19 protein-coding genes, 1 pseudogene and 1 riboswitch are annotated in these 22182 nt (G+C 65.9%); of the genes and pseudogenes, 6 read left to right on the forward strand and 14 right to left on the reverse strand.

The window, feature by feature from the left end; translation table 11 throughout:
- Positions 1–10 precede the first annotated feature (10 nt).
- The 3 genes and pseudogenes from J2Z17_RS16525 (at position 11) to J2Z17_RS16535 (ending at position 1219) form a co-directional block, all read left to right on the forward strand.
- Positions 11–571 carry a DsbE family thiol:disulfide interchange protein gene (locus J2Z17_RS16525; protein ID WP_209946883.1) on the forward strand — a complete coding sequence of 187 codons (561 nt, stop codon included), beginning with the start codon at positions 11–13 and terminating at the stop codon, positions 569–571.
- Between the two features lie 49 nt (positions 572–620).
- Positions 621–888, forward strand: a pseudogene (locus J2Z17_RS16530) (type II toxin-antitoxin system RelE/ParE family toxin).
- 31 nt (positions 889–919) lie between these two features.
- Complete coding sequence (locus J2Z17_RS16535) at positions 920–1219, forward strand: HigA family addiction module antitoxin (protein WP_209946736.1); 300 nt, start codon at positions 920–922, stop codon at positions 1217–1219.
- Here J2Z17_RS16535 and J2Z17_RS16540 read toward each other — a convergent pair.
- The 13 genes from J2Z17_RS16540 to J2Z17_RS16600 all read right to left on the reverse strand — a co-directional run bounded on the left by J2Z17_RS16540 (position 1216) and on the right by J2Z17_RS16600 (position 18378).
- A complete protein-coding gene (locus J2Z17_RS16540; protein ID WP_209946737.1) occupies positions 1216–1806 on the reverse strand; it encodes a DUF2585 domain-containing protein in 591 nt (196 codons plus the stop codon). The genes J2Z17_RS16535 and J2Z17_RS16540 overlap by 4 nt on opposite strands.
- Entirely contained in the window at positions 1803–2459 is a 657-nt protein-coding gene (locus J2Z17_RS16545) for a septation protein A (protein WP_209946738.1), read from the reverse strand. The genes J2Z17_RS16540 and J2Z17_RS16545 overlap by 4 nt, the downstream gene beginning before the upstream one ends.
- Positions 2460–2494: 35 nt before the next feature.
- A complete protein-coding gene (gene ftsY / locus J2Z17_RS25245) occupies positions 2495–4009 on the reverse strand; it encodes a signal recognition particle-docking protein FtsY (protein ID WP_342454425.1) in 1515 nt (504 codons plus the stop codon).
- A gap of 721 nt (positions 4010–4730) precedes the next feature.
- Entirely contained in the window at positions 4731–6020 is a 1290-nt protein-coding gene (gene mtaB, locus J2Z17_RS16555; protein WP_280923375.1) for a tRNA (N(6)-L-threonylcarbamoyladenosine(37)-C(2))-methylthiotransferase MtaB, read from the reverse strand.
- Complete coding sequence (gene dapF, locus J2Z17_RS16560) at positions 6017–6931, reverse strand: diaminopimelate epimerase (RefSeq protein WP_209946740.1); 915 nt, start codon at positions 6929–6931, stop codon at positions 6017–6019. The genes mtaB and dapF overlap by 4 nt, the downstream gene beginning before the upstream one ends.
- Positions 6932–8348: 1417 nt before the next feature.
- Positions 8349–8615 carry a DUF4031 domain-containing protein gene (locus tag J2Z17_RS16565; protein WP_209946741.1) on the reverse strand — a complete coding sequence of 89 codons (267 nt, stop codon included), beginning with the start codon at positions 8613–8615 and terminating at the stop codon, positions 8349–8351.
- Between the two features lie 796 nt (positions 8616–9411).
- A complete protein-coding gene (locus tag J2Z17_RS16570; protein WP_209946742.1) occupies positions 9412–10020 on the reverse strand; it encodes a thiamine phosphate synthase in 609 nt (202 codons plus the stop codon).
- Positions 10017–10793, reverse strand: coding sequence for a thiazole synthase (locus tag J2Z17_RS16575; protein ID WP_209946743.1), 777 nt, complete (start codon positions 10791–10793; stop codon positions 10017–10019). The genes J2Z17_RS16570 and J2Z17_RS16575 overlap by 4 nt, the downstream gene beginning before the upstream one ends.
- A gap of 2 nt (positions 10794–10795) precedes the next feature.
- Positions 10796–10993, reverse strand: a complete 198-nt coding sequence (gene thiS / locus J2Z17_RS16580; protein WP_209946744.1) for a sulfur carrier protein ThiS — start codon at positions 10991–10993, stop codon at positions 10796–10798.
- The gene (gene thiO / locus J2Z17_RS16585) at positions 10990–11988 is read right to left on the reverse strand and encodes a glycine oxidase ThiO (RefSeq protein WP_209946745.1); all 999 of its coding nucleotides are present in this window, start codon (positions 11986–11988) and stop codon (positions 10990–10992) included. The genes thiS and thiO overlap by 4 nt, the downstream gene beginning before the upstream one ends.
- A 1159-nt stretch (positions 11989–13147) precedes the next feature.
- Positions 13148–14965, reverse strand: coding sequence for a phosphomethylpyrimidine synthase ThiC (gene thiC, locus J2Z17_RS16590; RefSeq protein ID WP_209946746.1), 1818 nt, complete (start codon positions 14963–14965; stop codon positions 13148–13150).
- A 153-nt stretch (positions 14966–15118) separates the two neighbouring features.
- Positions 15119–15259: riboswitch (TPP riboswitch) on the reverse strand.
- A gap of 77 nt (positions 15260–15336) precedes the next feature.
- Positions 15337–17208: a lysozyme inhibitor LprI family protein gene (locus tag J2Z17_RS16595; RefSeq protein ID WP_209946747.1), complete on the reverse strand. Its 1872-nt coding sequence runs from the start codon at positions 17206–17208 to the stop codon at positions 15337–15339.
- 156 nt (positions 17209–17364) lie between these two features.
- On the reverse strand, positions 17365–18378 hold the full coding sequence (locus tag J2Z17_RS16600; protein ID WP_209946748.1) for an MBL fold metallo-hydrolase: 1014 nt from the start codon (positions 18376–18378) through the stop codon (positions 17365–17367).
- Between the two features lie 100 nt (positions 18379–18478).
- Between J2Z17_RS16600 and J2Z17_RS16605 the strand changes: the two genes are divergently transcribed.
- Entirely contained in the window at positions 18479–18829 is a 351-nt protein-coding gene (locus J2Z17_RS16605) for a VOC family protein (protein WP_209946749.1), read from the forward strand.
- Between the two features lie 138 nt (positions 18830–18967).
- On the opposite strand, the gene J2Z17_RS16610 is transcribed toward J2Z17_RS16605, so the two are convergent.
- Complete coding sequence (locus J2Z17_RS16610) at positions 18968–19852, reverse strand: arginase family protein (protein WP_209946750.1); 885 nt, start codon at positions 19850–19852, stop codon at positions 18968–18970.
- 394 nt (positions 19853–20246) lie between these two features.
- On the opposite strand from J2Z17_RS16610, the gene ffh reads away from it, so the two are divergent.
- Together ffh and J2Z17_RS16620 are read left to right on the forward strand one after the other, a co-directional pair.
- Positions 20247–21833, forward strand: a complete 1587-nt coding sequence (ffh, locus tag J2Z17_RS16615) for a signal recognition particle protein (protein WP_209946751.1) — start codon at positions 20247–20249, stop codon at positions 21831–21833.
- Between the two features lie 7 nt (positions 21834–21840).
- Positions 21841–22158 (forward strand): chorismate mutase, encoded by a 318-nt coding sequence (locus J2Z17_RS16620; RefSeq protein WP_209946752.1) that lies wholly within the window; start codon positions 21841–21843, stop codon positions 22156–22158.
- The last annotated feature ends 24 nt before the right edge of the window (positions 22159–22182 follow it).

Below are 22182 nucleotides of genomic sequence, written 5' to 3' on the forward strand. Positions count from 1 at the left end.
CCGCCGCGGCATGGGCCGCTATCTGATTGCGCTGCTGCCGCTCGCCTTTTTCGCGATCATCGTCGCGACTGCCGGCAAGATGCTCTGGGAACAGGGCGTCGACGGCGTCGATGCCTCGACCATTCCCTCGGCGCTGATCGGCACCCGGGCACCGGCGCTGGCGCTCGCCCCGCTCGACGGATCCAACCTGCCGGCGCTGACCACCGCGGCGATCGCCGGCAAGCTGACCGTCGTCAACGTCTTTGCCTCCTGGTGCATTCCCTGCCGCGAGGAGCATCCGCTGCTGAAGGAACTGGCCAAGGACCCGCGGATCAATCTGGTGGCGATCAACTACAAGGACCGCTCCGACAACGCGCTGCGCTTCCTCGGCGAACTCGGCAATCCCTACAAGGCGATCGGCATCGATCCGGATGGCAAGGCGGCGATCGACTGGGGCGTCTACGGCATCCCGGAAAGCTATCTCGTCGCCCCCGACGGCACCATCCTCTACAAGAAGGTCGGCCCCTTCGACGCCCAGTCGATCCGCAACGACCTGATGCCGCAGATCGACAAGGCGCTGAAAGCAGGCTGATTGTCTTTCAGTGGTATCATGTTATGATACCAATCTGGAGGCGTGGAGGATCCGATCCTTCAGGGGCAAGCTGACGCGTTCGGTGGATGACGGTACTGTCCGGAAGGGATTTCCGGCCGATCTGCTCCGGCGGGCGCAGCAATTGTTGGCACTGCTCGATGCCGCGAAGGAGCTGGCTGATCTTCGCTCGCCGCCTGGAGAGACTGAGCGGCAATCGGGAAGGACAGCACTCCATCCGCATTAGCGACCAGTGGCGGATCTGTTTCCATTGGACGGAGGCGGGACCCGAAGATGTCGAGATTGTCGACTATCCCTGAACGCGCCGTCGAGCCGGCAAGGAGCCCGATCATGAGAGAGAGCAAGGGACCAGCCATTCATCCGGGCGAGATCCTGCGGGAGCTTTATCTGGAGCCGCTCTCCCTGACGCCTTACGCTCTGGCGAAGACGCTGCGCATACCCCGCACGCGCCTGGAGCGCATCGTTGCCGAGAAGGTCGGCATCAGTGCCGACACCGCTTTGCGGCTGGCGAAGCATTTCAGGACAAGCCCCGAATTCTGGCTCAACCTGCAGGCCGCCTATGATCTGAAGCGGGAAGCGGAATTGCTCAAGGATGAGCTCGCGCAGATCGAGGAAGTCGCGGCCGCCTAGAGGGCTGCCTGCCACTCCTTGATGGCGTCGACCGGCCAGACCAGCATCAGCACGTTGAGGGTGAGGTTGTCGCGGATCAGCCAGCCGGTGAAGATCTCGAAGATGATGGCGACGAGGATCGTCAGCCAGACCGGGACCCGTGCGGCAAACAGGAAGCCGAGGATCATGAAGACGGTGTCCATCACCGAATTCAGGATGCTGTCGCCGGAATAGCCGACGGCGGCCGTGGCGCTGCGATAGCGGTTGATGATGATCGGTGAGTTTTCGAGCAGTTCCCATCCGGCCTCGATGACGACGGCGAGCGTGAGGCGCGGGCCGATCCCCCTGTTGCGCAGCACCAGCCAGCCGAGCCCGTAGAACAGGAAGCCGTGGATGATGTGCGAGGGCGTGTACCAGTCGGCCAGATGCTGCGAATTGCCGGGCGTGTTGACGCCGGGTTCGAACAGCTTGACATAGCCGCAGGTGCAGATCGGCACCCGCCCCATCATCCATTCGGTGAGCGCCTGGGCGAGGATCAGGACGGCCACGACCGCCAGTGAGAAGGTCAGGGATTGCGAGGGGCGCGCCGGCTCTGTCGTCGCGCTCATTCGGCCTTGTCACCTTTAGCGGCCGCGTCCGGCACCTGATGGCGCATGATCAGCGGCATCTGCGACAGGGTGAAGAGAATGGTGATCGGCATGGTGCCCCAGACCTTGAAATTGACCCAGGTGTCGTCGGAGAAATTGCGCCAGACGATCTCGTTCAGCACCGCCAGGAAGATGAAGAACAGGCCCCAGCGCAGGGTCAGCTTCTTCCAGCCTTCGTCGTCCAGCTGGAAGGCGGCGTTGAACACATAGCCCAGCAGCGACTTGCCGAAGAACAGGCCGCCGAGCAGCAGGAAGGCGAACATGCCATTGATTATCGTCGGCTTCATCTTGATGAAGGTCTCGTCCTGCAGATAGATGCCGAGGCCGCCGAAGATCAGCACCACGACGCCGGAGACGAAGGGCATGATCGGCAGATGCTTGAACACCAGCTTCGAGACGATCAGCGCGATCACCGTTGCGGCCATGAACAGCGCGGTGGCGATGAACAGCGGACCGCCGACCTCGGTCAGGATCGGGAATTTCTGCGCCAGCCACTCGCCGCGCAGATTGCCGAAGAAGAAGACCAGCAGCGGGCCGATTTCCAGCACCATTTTCAGCATCGGATGATGCTTTTCCTCGACGGTCGGATGCGTATCGCTTTCCGGGGTGGGCATGAGCTCGTGTCGTCCTTGTTGCAGCGCAGGCGGGTTTAATGCGGAATGCCGGCAATCGCCTCGGCGAAATCCTCGGCCTCGAAGGGTTCGAGGTCGTCGACGCCTTCGCCGACACCGATGAAATAGACCGGCAGCTTGTGCTTGGCCGCGATCGCGACCAGGATGCCGCCGCGGGCCGTGCCATCCAATTTTGTCATAATCAGGCCCGAGACGCCGGCGACATTGCGGAAGATCTCGACCTGGTTCATCGCGTTCTGCCCGGTGGTGGCATCCAGCGTCTGCAGCACGGTGTGCGGCGCATCGGGATCGAGCTTGCCGAGCACCCGGACGATCTTTTCGAGCTCCGCCATCAGCTCGGTCTTGTTCTGCAGCCGGCCGGCGGTGTCGATGATCAGCACGTCGGATTTCTCCGCCTGCGCCTGCTTGAAGGCCTCGAAGGCAAGGCCCGCGGCATCCGCCCCGAGCTTGGTGCCGAGAAAGCCGGAGCCGGTGCGATCGGCCCAGATCTTCAGCTGTTCGATGGCCGCGGCGCGAAACGTGTCGCCGGCCGCCAGCATGACCTTCAGCCCGGAACCCGAGAGCTTGGCCGCCAGCTTGCCGATCGTCGTCGTCTTGCCGGTGCCGTTGACGCCGACGACCAGGATCACATGCGGCTTGTGGCTGAGGTCGAGTTCGAGCGGTCTTGCGACCGGTTTCAGCACCTTGGTGATCTCGGTTGCCATGATCTTCGAGACATCCTCGCCGGTCACGTCCTTGCCGTAGCGTTCTGCCGACAGCGTATCGGAGATCCGCATCGCAGTTTCGACGCCGAGATCGGCCTGGATCAGCAGGTCTTCCAGCTCCTGCAGCGTGTCCTCGTCGAGCTTGCGCTTGGTGAAGAGGGCGGTGATCTGGCCGGACAGCTGCGAGGACGTGCGATAGAGCCCGGCCTTCAGCCGCTGGAACCAGTTCTGCTGCACGGCGGGGGCAGGCGCTTGCGGCGCGACCGGGGCCGCGGATCGGCTGGCGAAGCCCTTCGGCAGGGCGGGCGGTGCCTCCGCCGCCGTGTCGATATGCCCGTGCGAGATGTCGGCGGGTTGCTGCGGTTGCGGGTGCGGCTGATCCCCCCCTGGCCTGCCGGCCATCCCCCCCACAGGTGGGGGGAGACTCGCGGCGGCGTCCTGCCTGTCTTCGGTGGTCGGGACTGGCGTCGGCGATGTCGATGGCCCATCGGTAGCATCTGACGTTGCGGTCTGCGGCCTACCCCCCTCTGTCCTGCCGGACTGCAGGGTCGAGCCACGGGTCTCGACCCGTCCTTCGGACCCCACCTCAAGGGGGGAGATCAGCTCGGGACTGGCCTTTTCGCCAATCTCGGACGTTGAGGTGGACAGCGGTACATCTGGATGCTTCGCCTCAGCAGCCTCAGCGCTGGAGTTTGGCACGGCGGTCGCCGCGCTCTCCCGATCTCCCCCCTTGAGGGGGAGATGGCCCGAAGGGTCAGAGGGGAGTGCCGCGGCATCCGCCTCGTTCGCTGATGAGGCGACATCCGCGGCGCGCGCTGTTTCGTTCACGGCGGCCTGCGGGATGTCGGCGGGTTGTTCGGGCTGCGGATGGATTGAGTCTGACGTTGCGGTCTGCGGCCTACCCCCCTCTGTCCTGCCGGACTGCTGGGTCGAGCCACGGGTCTCGACCCGTCCTTCGGACCCCACCTCAAGGGGGGAGATCGGCTCGGGGCTGGCCTGTTCGCCAATCTCGGGCGTTGAGGTGGGCAGCGGTGTATCTGGATGCTTCGCTTCAGCAGCCTCAGCGGCGGAGTTTGGCACGGCGGTCGCCGCGCGCTCCCGATCTCCCCCCTTGAGGGGGAGATGGCCCGAAGGGTCAGAGGGGGGTGAAGCGGCACCCGCGTCGCCTGCTGGCAAGGCGGCATCCGCGTCGCCTGCTGGCAAGGCGGCACCAGCTTCGTGCGCTGATGAAGCGGCACCCATCGCGCGCGCCGTCTCGTCGTCGATATCCGGTGCGGGACCGGCCGCGGTGTCGATTTCTTCCGGCAGCACCGGCTGAATGTCCGGTGCCGCTGTCGGCTCCGGTCCGCGTTCGGCATCCGCCGTCTGCATGGGGCGGCCGAGCAGGGCGGCGACGTCACTGGGGTCGGAGCCGGGCGCCTCGACCTCGGCCGGGATCGCGACGCTGCCCGGGTCTGCCGGCTGATTGTCGCCGGACTTGCCCTCGTCGGGCTTGCCCTTGCCGAACGTGAAGACCTTCTTGATGAAACCGATTGCCATGATGTGTCCGTCAGGCGGCCTTCTGGGCCGCGGTCTGAATCTCGAGATGCCGGCCATTGTGGCCGGTGATGGTGACCTCGACAAGCAGGCCGGGCTCAAGTCCGGGTGCCGCCGCGAGGGTGAAGTCTGGCGTATGCGCCATGCCGTTGCGCTCGACCAGGATCGTTTGCCGGCTACCGACCAGCCTTTGCAGGTGGTTCGCATGGAGGCGTTCGGCCACACCGCGCAGTTCGGCGGCGCGGTCCTTGACCAGCCGACGATCGAGCTGCGGCATGCGCGCGGCGGGCGTGCCTTCCCGCGGGCTGTAGGGGAAGACATGCAGATGGGCAATGCCGATCTCTTCGGCCAGCCGCGCCGAGTTTGCCGCCATGTCGGCGGTTTCGGTCGGGAAACCGGCGATCATGTCGGCGCCGAAGGAGAATTCGGGGCGCAGCGACCTGACCTGTTCGGCAAAAACAAGCGCATCGGCGCGCGCATGGCGCCGCTTCATCCGCTTCAGGATCATGTCGTCGCCATGCTGCAGCGACAGATGCAGATGCGGCATGAAGCGCGGCTCGTCGGCGATCAGGTCCATGAGATGCCGGTCGACCTCGATGCTGTCGATCGACGACAGGCGCAGGCGCGCGATCTCGGGCACCTGTCTCAGCAGCGTCTTCGCCAGCAGGCCGAGCGTCGGCGTGCCCGGCAGATCGGCGCCGTAACTGGTGGCATCGACGCCGGTCAGCACCACTTCGCGGTAGCCGTTTTCGACGAGCCTGCGGGCCTGCTCGACCACGGCGCCCATCGGCACCGAGCGGGAATTGCCGCGGCCATAGGGAATGATGCAGAAGGTGCAGCGGTGATCGCAGCCGTTCTGCACCTGCAGGAAGCCGCGCACATGGCCGTCGATATGGCTGACCAGCTGCGGCGCTGTCTCGGTGACGCTCATGATGTCGTTGACCGCGACCTTTTCTTCCGCCGAGACGCCGAAATCCTGTGATGCGCGGTAATGCGCGGCCTTCAGCTTTTCCGCGTTGCCGAGGACGGCATCGACTTCCGGCATGGCGGCAAAGGCGCCGGCATCGGTCTGGGCGGCACAGCCGGTGACGATGATGCGGCTTTGCGGATTGTCGCGCCGGGCCCGGCGGATCGCCTGGCGGGCCTGGCGCACGGCCTCGCCGGTGACCGCGCAGGTGTTGACCAGAATCGCGTCGGTGAGGCCAGCCCTGGCGGCTTCAGCCTTCATCACCTCGGATTCATAGGTGTTCAGCCGGCAGCCGAAGGTAATGACGTCGACACCGCTTTGCCGGGGATCGGTCAATGGGCCGCCGCTCCGTCCTGCGGCGCGACCTCGTCGCGCGCGAAGGCGCCGGTCAGCGGATCGAGGCGTCCGGACCATTCCCATTCGGCGGCACCGGTCATGACGACATGGTTGTCGCGCTCGCGCCAGTCGATGGTGAGCGTCTGGCGGCCGGGGCTGGAGGCGACGGTCAGTTCGACCTTGCGCCCGGTGCGCCCGGTGCGGGCGGCCGATACGGCAGCGGCACACGCGGCCGAGCCGCAGGCCAGCGTCAGGCCGGCGCCGCGCTCCCAGGTGCGGGTGATCATCGTCGACGGCGAGGTGACCTGGGCCAAGGTGATATTGGCCTTTTCCGGGAACATCGGATGGTTTTCGAGCAGCGGGCCGAAGCGTTCGAGATCGTAGTCCATCGGATCACGGTCGACCCAGAAGATCGCATGCGGATTGCCGATCGACATCACCGCCGGGGAGTGCAGGATCGGCGCATCGATCGGACCGATCTGCAGCTCGATCTTCGAGGTGTCGTGGAATTCCTCCGACAGTGGAATGCGGTCCCAGCGGAATTCCGGCTTGCCCATGTCGACCGAAATCGAACCATCGTCATGCTCGACGGCGTTCAGGATGCCGGCGACCGTCTGGAAGGTAAAGGCCTTGCGGCCGGTCTCGGCGGCGAGCGCCTGGACGACGCAGCGCGTGCCATTGCCGCAGGCGCCGGCCTTCGATCCGTCATTGTTGAGGATGTCGATATAAGCATCCGTGCCGTGTGCCTTCGGATCGTGGATCGCCATGATCTGGTCGAACCGGGTCTCGGCGTCGCCGGCAAGCGCGATCGCCGCCTCCGGCGTGACACGGTCGGTGCGGCCGCGCATGTCGACGACCAGGATCTTGTTACCAATCCCGTTCATCTTCGCGAATTCGACCATTCCCGTCATATGCCGCCCGATCCTTTTGCCCAGTCTCTTTCCGTATATGGCGGAAATGCCCGCTAATTGCCAGTCTTGCAAGCTGTCGTCGGCATTGCGTCGCGGGCAATCGGGCGTCGGACCCGCCGGCGGGCCCCGCGCCTGCCGCGGCGTGGCGGACCCGGCGGTTCCGCACCGGGCACATTCACGGCCGCAATGCTGCTGCCGGCGGACCGGAGGCCTGGGTCCGACCAGACGCCCCGGCCGGCCCGCGAGATGGCAACCGCTGCCTGCACAAGAGCCCGATCGAACTGCGGGTCCGCGTTGTAACGGTCCAGGAGGGCGGTGGGATCCTCGGCGAGTTCGACCATCTGGTAGAGTTCGTCGAAGCATTGGCGCTGGTGCGCGTCCAGCCCGCCAAGGCAGAAGGGCACCCCGTCTGCGGCGCTCTGCCAACGGCATCTTCGCCCGCGACGGCAGCCGCGGGTGCAGAACTGGGGCATGGCCAGCATTTCCAATGTCAGGGTTGCCATTGGGCCGTCTATCGGCATTGCCGTGGTCCTTTCTCCCTTGCGCGCGCTCCTGGCGGGCACAGTTATCCCTTGGTGATCTTCGAATGCAGTCGGACGGGACGCTCAAAGCTGCCCATTGAAAAATTTAGAAAAACGGCACCCTTCAGCGTCCCGTTCGGCGGTTTTTGCGCGTGACTTCGGCCGCTCTGCAGGGGGAGGGGCAGCCGCTTGTCTCGGCGGACCGTTGCCGTTCCGCCGGACCGGGCCACCCTCGTGACGAAGGCCGGACGCCCGGTCGCCTGCTGCCAAATCCACCCCTTGCGTGCCCCACAGGCACGTCCGGCGCGCCGTTCGGGCATCAGATGCGGGCCGGCCGGTCCAACGGCGTCTGTCCGCATCCCCCGTGTCGCCGGAGGGAGGCCATTTTCCACGCACCCGGAACATGGGGCTCTGCGTCTCTTCCCCAGGTACCGCGCCGGCTCCGCCTCGCCACAACGCCTTGTGGTGTATCCGTGACGGAACGGGGGAGAGTGTGACTGCGCGCGAGGCAAGGGGGAAAATCGGGGCCGGATTTTTTTTTGAAGAAAATGCGTTTTTCCTCTTCGACGCCGAGGCATGCGGGATCTCGCCTGCTGCAAGGATTTCCGTAAGTAATTGACATGATGACTTTTCCTGGTCGTCATGCACGCGTCGGCAAGGCGTTCGGCGGCTCTGTCATGGCGGCGTGAAAGTTCTTTCCACAACGAAGGGAGGTCAAAATATTGCACCCTTGTCTGCCCCCGTTGAAGGGTTCGCGACAAGCCGCTCCGCAGCCCTCCCCAGAAGCCCTTTCCAACAAGGGGAGGGCCTACGGAAGCGGGTGCCGTGGCCTCGATCCACCTGTGCATCCGGGGCTCCGGGTCGGGGGTGCGCATGGTGAAGGGCGAGGCGGTCCTTCAGGCTGCAGGGGCCCTGTCCTTCTTGCTTCGAATAATCCTGCCGAGCGCCAGGCGCGAGATCTCCACCGCGCCGGCCTCGACCGCCATCTGCCGGCGTTCGAGGGATATGTCGAAATGCTCCCGATAGGTTCCGCCCCACTGTATCCAGCGGTGTGCCATGCCGATCCGGTCGGCCATTTCCAGCAGCTCTTCGGATGTGTCTGCCACCATATGACACATGATCATGCCACGGAACGGTGCTTGCATATCGTCGACGTAGACCAAATTCCATCTCCACGGGAGGCATGTAGCCCATCAGTTGCAGCAGCGGGATCCTTGAAGGCGGACCCTTGTTCTTCCGACCGCGCCTGCGCCATCATCGAATGATGTCATGGGAGGGGGCCATCATCGACCTCATCGCGCGGGCAGGTTCTCGCGTAGATAGATATCCATCTTCAATGGTGGAAGGTTTGCCATCTAGTCCGGAGCACAAACGCTTTTCTTGGGGCGAGCCGCGGTTTGGCGGCTCGCTTTTTGTTCCTATGCCGTATGGCCGGCCGCTCCAGGATCAGCTCTGCAACGTCCCTGGCGTGCGAGATCAGGGACAGGTGACTTGCCTTGAGCTCAATGGTCTCTGCCTCCATCGCTTGGCCAGCAAGCGTTCCAGATCCGGATTGATGCTGCGGTCTTCGGTCGAAACGGCATGGAAGCTGGGCCTGGAGCGCCAGGCGGCTTGCGTGACCTTTCCGGCAAGGAGCGCCTTGTGGAACGGATGCTGGGTGGCATAGAGGACCTCGGCGCGGGCCTTGGGGATGACGCCGATGACGGTGGACGCCCGGGCAGATGGGGAGCGCGGGCCCTGCCGCCTGCTGGAGGCGACCCTCCCCCTTGTGGGGCGGATCGGAGCGGGTGCGAGGGGACTTGGTTGCCGCGATCTGGAGGGGACAAAGGAGCCCCTTGTTTGTTGCCGACAAGACCCCTCCCCAACCCTCCCCGCAAGGGGGAGGGAGCGCGTCGGCGGGTGGGGCGAAGGGCGCGCCCGCCAGGCGGCGTCAGGCAGGTGCAGGCGGTTATGCGCCGGCTAATGTCTCCAGGGCGCGGTTGCTTCGATCCACTGGCGCACCCGGGCTTCCGGGTCGGGGTTGAGCGTGATGTCGGTAACGACGGCGGCGCTGTCGGCGCCGGCGTCGAGCACGAGGGGTGCGCGCTCTACGGTAACCCCTCCGATGGCGACAAGGGGAAGGGGCGAGACGCGGGCCTTCCAGTCGGTGACGCGTTCAATCCCCTGCGGTGCCCATGTCATGGCTTTGAGGATTGTCGGCCAGACAGGGCCGAGCGCGACATAGTCCGGCCGGGCGGCGAGCGCGGTGTCAAGCTCGGCCGGGTCATGGGTGGAGAGGCCGAGCTTCAGCCCGGCGGCGCGGATCGCGGCCACGTCGGCATCGACCAGATCCTCCTGGCCGAGATGGATGAAGTCGCAGGTTTCGTCTATCGCAAGCTGCCAGTAATCGTTGAGGACCAGCTGGCAGCCATGGGTGGCGCAGACCGTTTTCGCGCGGCGGATATGCTGTCGCAGGACGGTCTCGTCGGCGTCCTTGATCCTCAGCTGTACGAGTTTGACGCCAAGTGGCACGAGGCGTTCGATCCAGTCGGCGCTGTCGACGATCAGGTAGAAGGGGTCGGGCGTCATGCAAACACCCCCTTGCCGATCACCGGGGTGGAGGGGACCGCCATGTCGCGTGGCTCCAGAGGGCCTGCGAGAAACGCCTGATGGCCGGCCTCGATTGCCGCACCAAAGGCCTCGGCCATCCGCGCCGGATCGGCGGCCCCGGAGACGGCGGTGTTCAGGAGCACCGCGTCATAGCCGAGCTCCATCACCTGCATCGCATGCGATGGACGGCCGATGCCGGCATCGACGATCAGCGGCACGTCTTTAAACTCCGCCCGCATCGCCTTCAGCCCGGGCAGGTTCTGCGGGCCCATCGCCGAGCCGATCGGGGCGCACCAAGGCATCAGCACCTCGCAGCCGGCCGCCAGCAGCTTTTCGCCGACGACCAGGTCGTCGGTGGTATAGGGGAAGACCTTGAAACCCTCCCGGGTGAGGATGCGGGCGGCTTCGACAAGGCCGAAGACATCCGGCTGCAGCGTGTCCTGATGGCCGATCACCTCGAGCTTGATCCAGTCGGTGGCGAAGACCTCGCGGGCCATCTTGGCTGTCAGCACGGCTTCGGCCACCGTGTGGCAGCCGGCGGTATTGGGCAGCACCCGGACCCCGAGGTCACGGATCAGCTCGAAGAAGGCGCCGCCGGACCGGCCGCCCGCGGTTTCGCGGCGCAGCGAGACGGTGACGATGCCGGCGCGGGCGCGGCGGACGGCGTCTGCCAGCACGGCCGGCGAGGGGTAGCGGGCGGTGCCGAGCAGAAGGCGCGAGGTGAGGGGGGTGTCGTAGAGAGTGAACGTCATGGTCAGCCTCCCTGTTTCGGACTGAGGATCTCGATCCGGTCGCCGTCGGCAAGCTCGTGCTCGGCGCGGTCCTCGCGGTGGACCAGTTCGCCGTTGACGGCGGTCGCCAGCCAGTTGCCCTCGTAGTCGAGGGCGGCAAGCAGTTCGGCGAGCGTCGTGGCGGTGATGCTGACGGATTCTCCGTTGACGGTCAGGGTCATGCGTTCAGCCTTTCGGTTCGGGTGGTGGTCGGGGTGAGAGGGCCGGCGCCGAGGCGCTCGGCGGCTTCGCGGGCCAGCGCCGGGGCGAGGAGAAAGCCGTGGCGGTGGAGCCCGGCGATGGCGTAGCCGTCGGATGTCTCGACGAGGCGGGGAATATTGTCGTCGAAGGCCGGGCGCACGCCGGTGCCGGTCTCGACGATGCGGGCCTCGCCGAAGGCCGGATGCAGCGCATAGGCGGCGTTCAAAAGCTCCATCGTCGAGCGGGCGGTGATCGGCCCGTCGTCGTCGGCCTCGATCATCGTGGCGCCCAGCATGAAGCGGCCGGTTTCACGTGGAACGACGTAGACCGGGTGGCGCGGATGCAGGAGCCGCACCGGCCGCGACAGCGAGATTTCCGGCGTTTCGAGTATCAGCATTTCGCCGCGCACGCCGCGAAGACCGGGCAGGGTGGCGATGGCGGCCGGGCCGGTGCAGTCGAGGATGGCGTCGAAGCGGCCGGGTGGTGGAGCATTACGCCCGAGATGGAAGGGGACGCCCTGTTCGACGAGCGCGCGGTAAAGGCCGGCAAGCGCCGCCCGCGGATCGAGATGGGCCTCGGTCTCGAAGAACAGCGCGGTTGGGAAGCGGCCGGAGAGTGCGGGTTCCAGGGCGGCGATCGTGTCCGCATCGAGAAAGCGGTAGCCGCCGGTGCGGGTGGCGAAGCGCGTGAGCTCGCCGGTGTCGCGCGGCGGGGCAACGACCAGCGTGCCGGCCCGCATGACGCTGCCCGGCAGGGCCGCCTCCCACCAGTCGGCAGCCGAGAGCCCGAGCCGGAGCACGGCATCGTCGGCCGATTCGCGCTCGCACCAGGGCGCCAGCATGCCGCCGGCATAATGCGAGGCGCCGTGGCCGACCTGGGCTTGCGTGTCGGTCACGGCGACGGGCAGGCCGCGGCGGACGAGCTCGAAGGCGGCGGTGAGGCCGGCGACGCCGGCACCCTTGACGAGAATTGTCATGATCGTGTCTCCCGGGGGAACGGTCTAGAGATGACGTTAGCCGGGTAATGATGTGGGTCGAAAACTGCGATTCCTGGGCCTCTTCGCGCGACAGTCGGTGAGGGCGCGCCCAGCTGATCTCCCCCCTTGAGGCGGCGTCCGAAGGACCGGTCGAGACGCGTGGCCCGACCCCACAGCCCGGCAGGGCGGAGGGGGGAGGGGCCGGGCGATCGGGTTCGCGGGCGGTGGCCTGGGTCGGCATACCCCCCTCTGTCCCTCCGGGACATCTCCCCCTCAGGGGGGGAGATTAGGGAGCCCGCGGCTGCGGCCCGGGCATGCGGTGGGCGTGGTGGTTGCGGCCTTGTTGCAGTGTTTGAGACTGGTCGGCCTATCGGCCGGCTGCAAATGCTGCCTGAAGGCCTTGAGGCCATGCTGCTTTTGCCGCACGTGCTGATGGCGATGGGACATGGTGAAGGCGCGCCCAGCTGATCTCCCCCCCTGAGGGGGAGATGCCCGGCAGGGCAGAGGGGGGTGGGGCCGGGCGGTCGGGTCCGGAGGTGGTGTTCTGCGCGGGCGTACCCCCCTCTGTCCCTGCGGGACATCTCCCCCTCAGGGGGGGAGATCAGGGAGCGCGGGGCCGCGGCTCGGGAACGCGGGGGGCGTAGTGATGGCGGGTTTGCTCCGCGTCGCGAGCGACCATGGGTTCTCAATCGAGGAGACAGGCTGGAGCACGCCAGCCAAACAGACGAAAATGTTACTGCCGTCTTGCCGCGATAATCCTTGCTTCCGACAAAGATGGTCGATGAGTTTGCGCCCAGGTGATCTCCCCCCTTGAGGGGGAGATGCCCGGCAGGGCAGAGGGGGGTGGGGCCGGGCGGTCGGGTTTTGATGTGGTGGTCTGCGCGGACGTACCCCCCTCGTCCTTCGGACCTTCGCGACATCTCCCCCTCAAGGGGGGAGATCAGGGAGTGCGTGGCGGCGGCTTGGGACTGCGAAGACCTTGTGACTTGTGGCTCTGCTCCTCTTTGAGGGAGACCTGCTTTTGCTTTCGATCTGGTCAATGAGCATGCCACCAGCGGACATCCACCCTTGATGAGGGCTCCGAAGGACGGCTCCAGACGCGTGGCGCGACCCTGCGACCCGGCAGGGCAGAGGGGGGTGGGGAGGACTTTGACCATACTCATTCCCGGACCTCCTCGACCGGCATGTAGAGATCGCCGCCGGCGCGGTATTTTTCGGCCATGGTCGCCATGCCTTCCTTCTGGGCCTCGGCGCGGATGTCGTGGGAAATGCGCATGGAGCAGAATTTGGGGCCGCACATCGAGCAGAAATGGGCCGTCTTGTGCGCCTCCTTCGGCAGGGTCTCGTCGTGCAGGGCGCGGGCCGTTTCCGGGTCGAGGGAGAGGTTGAACTGGTCCTCCCAGCGGAACTCGAAGCGGGCGCGGCTGAGCGCATCGTCGCGCAGCTGGGCGGCCGGATGGCCCTTGGCGAGATCGGCGGCATGGGCGGCGATCTTGTAGGTGATGACGCCGACCTTCACGTCGCTGCGGTCGGGCAGGCCCAGATGCTCCTTCGGCGTGACGTAGCAGAGCATGGCGGTGCCGAACCAGCCGATCATGGCCGCGCCGATGCCGGACGTGATGTGGTCGTAGCCGGGCGCGATGTCGGTCGTCAGCGGCCCCAGCGTATAGAAGGGGGCCTCGCCGCAGACTTCGAGCTGCTTGTCCATGTTGGCCTTGATCTTGTGCATCGGCACATGGCCGGGCCCCTCGATCATCACCTGGCAGTCCCGGCCCCAGGCAATCTGCGTCAGTTCGCCCAGCGTCTCGAGTTCGGCGAACTGGGCGGCGTCGTTGGCGTCGGCGATCGAGCCCGGACGCAGGCCGTCGCCGAGCGAAAACGAGACGTCATAGGCGCGGCAGATGTCGCAGATCTCCTCGAAATGCTCGTAGAGGAAGCTCTCCTTGTGATGGTGAAGACACCACTTGGCCATGATCGAGCCGCCGCGCGAGACGATGCCGGTGACCCGGTCGATGGTCAGATGGATGTAGGAGAGCCGCACGCCGGCATGGATGGTGAAATAGTCGACGCCCTGCTCGGCCTGCTCGATCAGCGTGTCGCGGTAGACCTCCCAGGTGAGGTCCTCGGCAATGCCACCCACCTTTTCCAGCGCCTGGTAGAGTGGCACGGTGCCGATCGGCACCGGGGAATTGCGGATGATCCATTCGCGGATATTGTGGATGTTGCGGCCGGTCGACAGGTCCATGACGGTGTCGGCGCCCCAGCGGGTGGCCCAGACCATCTTCTCGACCTCCTCGGCCATCGACGATGTCACCGCGGAATTGCCGATATTGGCGTTGATCTTGACCAGGAAATTGCGGCCGATGATCATCGGCTCGGCTTCCGGGTGGTTGATGTTGGCCGGAATGATCGCCCGGCCACGGGCGATCTCGTCGCGGACGAATTCGGGCGTGACATGATCGGGAACGGCAGCGCCGAAGCTCTCGCCGCCACGGGTAAGCGCCTCTTTCGCCGCCTTGCAGCCGAGATTTTCGCGGATCGCGACGAATTCCATTTCCGGCGTGATGATGCCGGCCCGGGCATAGGCAAGCTGCGTCACCGCACGACCATCCGTGGCGCGGCGCGGCTGATGCAGATTGGGGAATTCCGGCGTGAGCCTGTCGGCAGAGACGAAGCCGTTGTCCTCGGGCCTGATCTGCCGCCCGTCATAGGCCTCGGTATCGCCCCTGGCCAGGATCCAGTCGGCGCGCGGGCGCGGCAGGCCGGTGTCGATGTCGATCGCCATGGCCGGATCGGTATAGGGACCGGAGGAATCGTAGACGGTAACCGGCGGTTCGCCGGCGGTCGGATGGACCGCGATCCGGCGCATGGGCACGCGGATACCGGCATGGATGTCGCCGGCGACGTGGATCTTCTCCGAGGCCGGCAAGGGACCCGTGGTGACGACGGGAGTGGGGTTTTTCTGGGCAATGTTCATCGTGAGGCTCCAAGTCCTGAAGGTTGGAGACCCAGTCATGTCAGCCGGAATGATGGATAGACGCTGGGACGGACCGAAACGCTCGGCATCGTCCTTTCAACCGTTTGCCCGATCCCGAATGGATCGAGGATCCATCCCTTGCAGGAAATCGCGCCGGCAGCGCTCGCACCGTCCCTACGCCAGTATGAACTGGATCAGGTTCAACGGGTCACTGCGCTGCTTCATGCCTTTTTTAAAAAAGGCGGTCGGCCCAGCAGACTCTCAGCCCCTTGCGGGACCCCCCTGGTGAATGGAGAGAAGTCTGGGCCGCGATGGCGGATTTGTCAATCTGCGGTTTGGACGCTGTTCGCAACGCGGCTTCCGGCCGCTGCTCAATCGTCCGGGATCAGGGCTTCGAGGTCGGCGGTGCGGGCTTTGGTGAGAAACGTCATCAGACCCGCGGGACCGGCGCCCGGATAGCGGCCGGCGGCGAAATCGCGCCAGGCGTCGCGATAGGCGATCCAGATCCGTTCGGTCTTGCGGATGCCCGCATGGGTGACGGTCGAATAGGGCAGGCTGTCCGCGCTGCCATAGGTGCCGCGCGCGTCGGGGGCGGTGCGCACCGCCATGATTTTCGCATAGACGGCATTGAGCTCAGAATCGGCGGTCTTCGCCTGCTGGCCGCTGGCCGTCGGGTAGTCGCCCTTCTCCATCTGCTCCAGCAGGGCGGCGAAGGCGTCGCGCAGACCCTGCTGCCGGTCGATCATGAAGGTGGCGCGCAGCGTGCCGCTCAGATCGACCTCGTTTTCGCTGCTGGCGGTAACATAGGCCTCGGCGGCATCGCGCAGCGGATCGAGCAGCCGGCGTTCGGCCTGCGTCCAGCCGGAGGTGAGGGTGGCGACCCTGGTCTGGCGTGCGGCGTCGGCCCTGGAGGCGTCGCGGGCGGCACAGATGCCGGTTGCCCAGGAGCTGGTGACGTCGTCGCAATAGTCGAAAACGCCAAGCTGCGGCGCCTGCTTCATCTGCTGCAGGTGGCGGATGCGGCCGGCATTGGCAAAGGGCGCGCCACGCACGCGGCAGGCAAGCGATGTCGCCAGGTCAAGATCGCGCGCCACGCCGGCACCATTGGCATAGAGGGTCATCAGCAGGCCGGTGCCGGAGAGCGGGTCGGCGGTATCGTCCGTCCTGTCGGTCTGGACGAAGGCGCATTTGACGGCCGCGACCGGGTCGGCCTCCCTGCCGATGCCGTAATAGAGGCCCGCCGCATCGCAACCCTCGAGCGCCTTTGCCTGCTGCGGGCTCGGCCGATCGCTTTCCGGCGGCTCGCGGTCGCGAAGGCTGTCGCAGATCGCCTGGGTTTGCGAGCCGTCGTCGAAATCGGCGTCGGGCGAATCGGCCCAATTCCAGCCGCGATCGTCTGCCTGGGACGGCAAGGGCGGCGGCCCGTCGGGATCGAAGGCAAGCCCGTCGGCGATCTGGCCAAGCACGAGCAAGGGATGGTCGGGCAGGTCCCGCCACCGGGTCTTCGTTTCGTCGGAGGCGATGTCGCCGCTGACGATCTGTTCGCGGCGGATCAGATAGTTGTAGCTGCGGGTCAAGGTCTTGCCGCTGCCGCGATTGACGGTGTCGCGGTCAAAGCCGATCAGCGCGAATGCATTGTCCTGCCAGCGAAAGGTATAGCTCGAGGTTCCGAGATCCCAGCCGCCGGCCGAGGCAAACAGGCCGAGCCGGATGCGCAGCGTGCCGCCGGTTACCGCGACGCCGCCATTGACCTCGTCGCCGAGCGGATCGGAGAGCTGCCAGTCGACGACGCGGGGAATGAGGCTGTGGTCCTGCGCGGCGCGGCGAAAACCGCCGGTCTTCAGGGCGAAATAGACGGCCAGCATGCGCGGATTGGTATCGAGCGGCGGCCGCCCCGAGGCCTTGTCCTCGACAAGCCTTGCCGGATCCGTGGCATGCAGGACCAGGACACGGTCGGCGGCGCCGTCCCGGTTGAGATCGCCGGACAGCTTCGTCTCGACCCGCCAGCCCTCGGGCAGGATCGCCGCGACATCGTCGACCGTCTCAGGCAGGGCGGGATAGCGAAGGGCGGGGGGCGGCTTGCGGTCGCCCGATACGTGGATCGCCACCTCGGCCGGGGCTGGCGTCTGACCGGCCGTCGCGGCGGATGGGTCGCCGGCTGTTTCGCCTGCTGCACCGGCGCTTGCCGCAAGCGGTGGCAGGAGAAGGGTGGCGGCCATGCCGAACAGTGCCAGTCGCTTCATCGTGCCATCCTTTCCGGTATAGCGGCGTGCCGGATATCCGGTTCGCCGATCGGCGGCAAGATGCATTTCGGGGCGCGCAAGTCAAATACGTGCGGCCCCGGCCAGTTCCGCATCCTCAACGGGTAGCGGCATGGTGCGGGCTGTGCCGTGCCGGGCTCAATCCCGCGGCGGCGGCACCGGCACGTCGAACACCTCGCCGGCCCTCAGCGGCCGGAAACGGGCGGCATCGATGCCCTTGTCGGCCAGCGCCTGTTCGAGCGCCTTTGCCGGTGCGTCGATCGCTTCGTCGGTCAGCTGCACGGTGCCGAAATGATGGCCGACGGCATAGTGCGCTTTGCAGAGTTCGAAGCCCTCGACGGCTTCCTGCGGGTTCTGGTGCTGGCCTTTCATGAACCAGCGCGGCTCATAGGCGCCGATCGGCAGGATGGCGAGGCGGAAATGCCCATGCTTTTCCGCCGCGGCCCGGTAATTGACGCCGCCGTGAAAGCCGGTGTCGCCGATGTGGTAGATCCGGCCGGCCGGCGTTTCGAGGACGAAGGCGGCCCAGAGCGCCATGCTGCGATCGCGCACGCCGCGCGCCGACCAGTGGTGGCAGGGCTCGGCATGGATGGTCAGATCGTCCCAATAGGTCAGGCTGTCGCCCCAGTCCATGTCGGAGACCTTGGCATCGGGCAGCGCCTTTTCGATGATCGTGTCATTGCCGAGCGGCGTGACGAAATGCGGGCCGTGCTCGTGGTAGAGCCGCGTCAGGGTCGCCAGATCCAGATGGTCGTAATGATTGTGGGTGACGAGAACGATGTCGATCGGCGGCAGATCCTCGAAGGCGACCCCGGGGTCGATCACCCGCTTCGGGCCGGCAAAGGAGACGGGGCTTGCCCGCTTCGACCAGACGGGATCGGTCAGGATGTTGAGCCCGGCGACCTGGATCAGCAGCGAGGCATGGCCGATCATCGTCACGCGCAGATCGGTGCCGGTGACCCGGTCGGCCGGTTTCGCCGGTCCGGCGGGCAAGTCGACGGTTTTCGGCCATGTCGCCTTCTGGCCGTTGGTGCGCCATTTCCAGAGGTCCTTCAGGCCACCGGGCGCGATGCCCTCGGGGTTGAAGAAGCGCGTGCCGTCGTAATGATCGGACGGGGCGCCGTCGTAATAGGGGTTTTTCAGCTTGGGCATGGGGGCCTTCGGAGCGGGCTTGTTCGGTTTTCGAATATGGGGATGGTCAGGGCGGCGGTCCAGCCCTAGCCTGAGAGCGAAAGCCGCAAGGAGAAGAGACATGCAGGTTCGTCGCATCGTCGCCAATATCGCCGCCGAAGACCCGTCCGCCGCCCGATCCTTCTACGGCGATGTTCTGGGGCTCGACGTGCTGATGGATCACGGATGGATCGTCAGCTATGGATCGGATGCCACCGCCGCTGCGCAGGTCTCTATTACCAGCGAAGGCGGGTCAGGTGCAGCGGTGCCGGACCTGTCGATCGAGGTGGACGATCTGGAAGAGGCGCTGGCCCGCATGACGGCGGCCGGGTTCGATCCGCAATATGGTCCGGTCGACGAGCCCTGGGGCGTGCGGCGGTTTTTCGTGCGCGATCCGTTTGGCCGGCTGGTCAATATTCTCCAGCACGCCTGAGGCGGGCGGGGGGCGGATCCGCGACAGCGCTGCCGGCGGAAGGTGGCAAGGTGGCGGCAGCGCGCTTGGTCGCAGAGGCGGAGTTTCGCAGGCGATGCGCACATCAGCCGGACCCGACCGCGCCGCACCGCTTGAGCTCTATGCCGGACTTGCCAGGATCGGCAGCCGCGACAGCGCCTTGCGCAGGTTTTCCGCATCCCAGGGCAGATGCTCGGCGATCGTCAGGGCGACGATATCGGACACCTCCCCGACCGCCGCAATCAGGCTGACCACGGTCTCGAGCGTCATCTTGCCCCTCGGCGAGGCCTGGAACTGTTCGGCCAGGCCCTCCGGATTGCTGAAGAGCTGGGCTCTGAAATGGGACGGCTCCAGCACGTCGAGATCGAAATGGACGAGCAGCCTGGATGCGCCGGTGGATCGGATCCAGTCCGTCACCTCGCAAAACCGCTCGGTCAGTTCCTCCGGCGCGAAGACCTTCGGCTTGATCGCCTCGACGGCCGCACGGCTGCGCTCCGACACCGTCGCTTTGTCTATGCCGATATAGGCCAGTCGATCGGCGGGAATGGGCGCGGTGGCGAAGGCCGCGAAGGCCGCGTCGCCCTTGCCGAGCAGGTTGAGCATCGGATAGCCGTGCGCATGGGTGGAAACCTCCGAACTCGTCAGGTCGAAATGCGCGTCGATCCACAGCACCGCGACATCGCCCGCATATCGGGCGGCGAGATAGGCGAAGGGGGCGAGGGAGACCGAGCAATCGCCGCCGAAGGTGACGATCCGGTCGGGTGCTGCAGCCTGAATGATGTCGCGGGCTGCCCGGTTCTGCGCCAGGATCGCCGACTTTCCCAGCACGCCGTCCTCGATTTCCAGCGCGGCATCCGTGGGCGTGGCGACCGGCACTTCGGCGAAATCGAAGTCGCCTTGCGGCGCGAGCCAGGCCAGTAACCGCGCGCCAAGATGGTACACGCCATTATTGCCGCCCTGCCACTGGGGCATGAGCAATCGCAATGTCTTCGAGGGTGATGCCATTGTCGCTTCTCCTTGGGATCGTGCCCGCAATCGGCAGGGGAGATCGCCGTTGCCTCGCACTGCAAGCCTGCTGTTGGAAACCGTGTGAAGGGCGTGCCTTATACCGCTCGCGCTGCGCCGTTCAAGGAACCGGCAGGGCCATGACGGCCGGCGAAAGGGCAATTGGCTTGACTTTCCCGGGTTTTTGCTGTTTACCCCGACGAAATTCTGCGACGAGAGATGACTCCGAGCCGCCGACCGGGACCCATTACGGTATAAAACGTTCCCGGAGGTCAACACCCGACAGCGCGATGCGCCCTCGGGTGATTTTCGGCTTTGCGTCTTGTTTTGATCGTCGAAAAGACCAAGGTTTCGGGCGAACCCAAAGTCCCTCCGAAACGACAAGGAAGAGCCGATGTTTGAAAACCTCCAGGACCGCCTTGGATCCATCCTGAACGGATTGACCGGTCGCGGCGCGCTGTCGGAAGCGGATGTGTCCGCGGCCCTGCGCGAGGTGCGTCGTGCGCTTCTGGAAGCGGACGTGGCGCTCGAGGTCGTGCGCTCCTTTACCGATCGCGTGCGCGAAAAGGCCGTCGGTGCCGGCGTGCTGAAATCGATCAAGCCCGGCCAGATGGTCGTCAAGATCGTCCATGACGAGCTGGTCGAGATGCTGGGCTCGGAAGGCGTCACCATCGACCTCCATGCGCCGGCGCCCGTCGTCATCATGATGGTCGGCCTGCAGGGCTCCGGCAAGACGACGACGACCGGCAAGATCGCCAAGCGGCTGACCGAGCGCGATCGCAAGAAGGTGCTGATGGCCTCGCTCGATACGCGCAGGCCCGCCGCCCAGGAACAGCTGCGCCAGATCGGCGAGCAGACCAAGATCGATACGCTGCCGATCATTCCGGGCCAGTCGCCGACCGATATCGCGGCGCGCGCCGTGCAGGCGGCCAAGCTCGGCGGTCATGACGTGGTCATTCTCGACACCGCCGGCCGCACCCATATCGACGAGCCCCTGATGGTCGAGATGGCCGATATCAGGAAGAAGGCGAACCCGCACGAAATCCTGCTGGTCGCCGACAGCCTGACCGGCCAGGACGCCGTTAACCTGGCGCGCAATTTCGACGAGCGCATCGGCGTCACCGGCCTGGTGCTGACCCGCATGGACGGCGACGGCCGCGGCGGTGCGGCGCTGTCGATGCGCGCCGTGACCGGCAAGCCGATCAAGCTGATCGGTGTCGGCGAGCGGATGAACGAGCTCGAGGAGTTCCATCCGCGCCGGATCGCCGACCGTATCCTCGGCATGGGCGACATCGTCTCGCTGGTCGAGAAGGCGGCCGAAAACATCGACGCGGAAAAGGCCGCGGCGATGGCCAAGAAGATGCAGTCGGGCAAGTTCGACCTGAACGACCTCGCCGACCAGCTGCGCCAGATGCAGAAGATGGGCGGCATGGGCGGGATCATGGGCCTGATGCCCGGCATGGCCGGAATGAAGGACAAGATGTCGGCGGCCGGCATGGACGACAAGGTGTTCGGCCGGCAGCTCGCGATCATCTCGTCGATGACGCGGGCCGAGCGCTCGAACCCCGACATGCTGAAGCATTCGCGCAAGAAGCGCATTGCCGCCGGCTCCGGCTCCAATGCCGCCGAGATCAACAAGCTGCTGAAAATGCATCGCCAGATGGCCGACATGATGAAAGCCATGGGCGGCAAGAAGGGCGGCGGCATGATGAAGCAGATGATGGGCGGCCTGGCCGGCAAGATGGGGCTCGGCGGCATGGGCGGCCTGGGGGGCGGCATGCCCGACCTGTCGAACATGGACCCCAAGCAGATGGAGCAGCTGGCCAAGCAGGCGGAAGCCGCCGGCATCAAGCCGGGCTCGATGCCGGGCATGGGCGGCACCGGTGGTCTGGGCGGGCTCGGTGGCCTGGGCGGCCTCGGCGGGCCGAAGCTTCCGGGTCTCGGCGGCGGTTTCCCCGGCCTGCCGACAAAGAAGAAGTGAGGCCATCATGACCGATCTCGAAGTTCGCGAGCAATTGCTCGGATACCGCCAGTCGATCGACAATATCGATGCCGCACTGGTCAACATTCTGGCCGAACGGTTCCGCTGCACCAAGGCAGTCGGACTGTTGAAGGCCAAATACAACCTGCCGCCGGCCGATCCGGCGCGCGAGGAACAACAGATCGCCCGTCTGCGCCAACTGGCAGACGACGCGCATCTGGATCCGGATTTCGCCGAGAAGTTCCTGAACTTCGTCATCAAGGAAGTCATCCGGCATCACGAAGCCATCGCTGCCGAGCACGGCAGCAGCGAAAACACAGCTTGAATTCAAGCCAAACCCGATTATCCA

It is taken from the genome of Heterorhizobium halophytocola, assembly GCF_017873095.1.
Taxonomy (GTDB): domain Bacteria; phylum Pseudomonadota; class Alphaproteobacteria; order Rhizobiales; family Rhizobiaceae; genus Allorhizobium; species Allorhizobium halophytocola.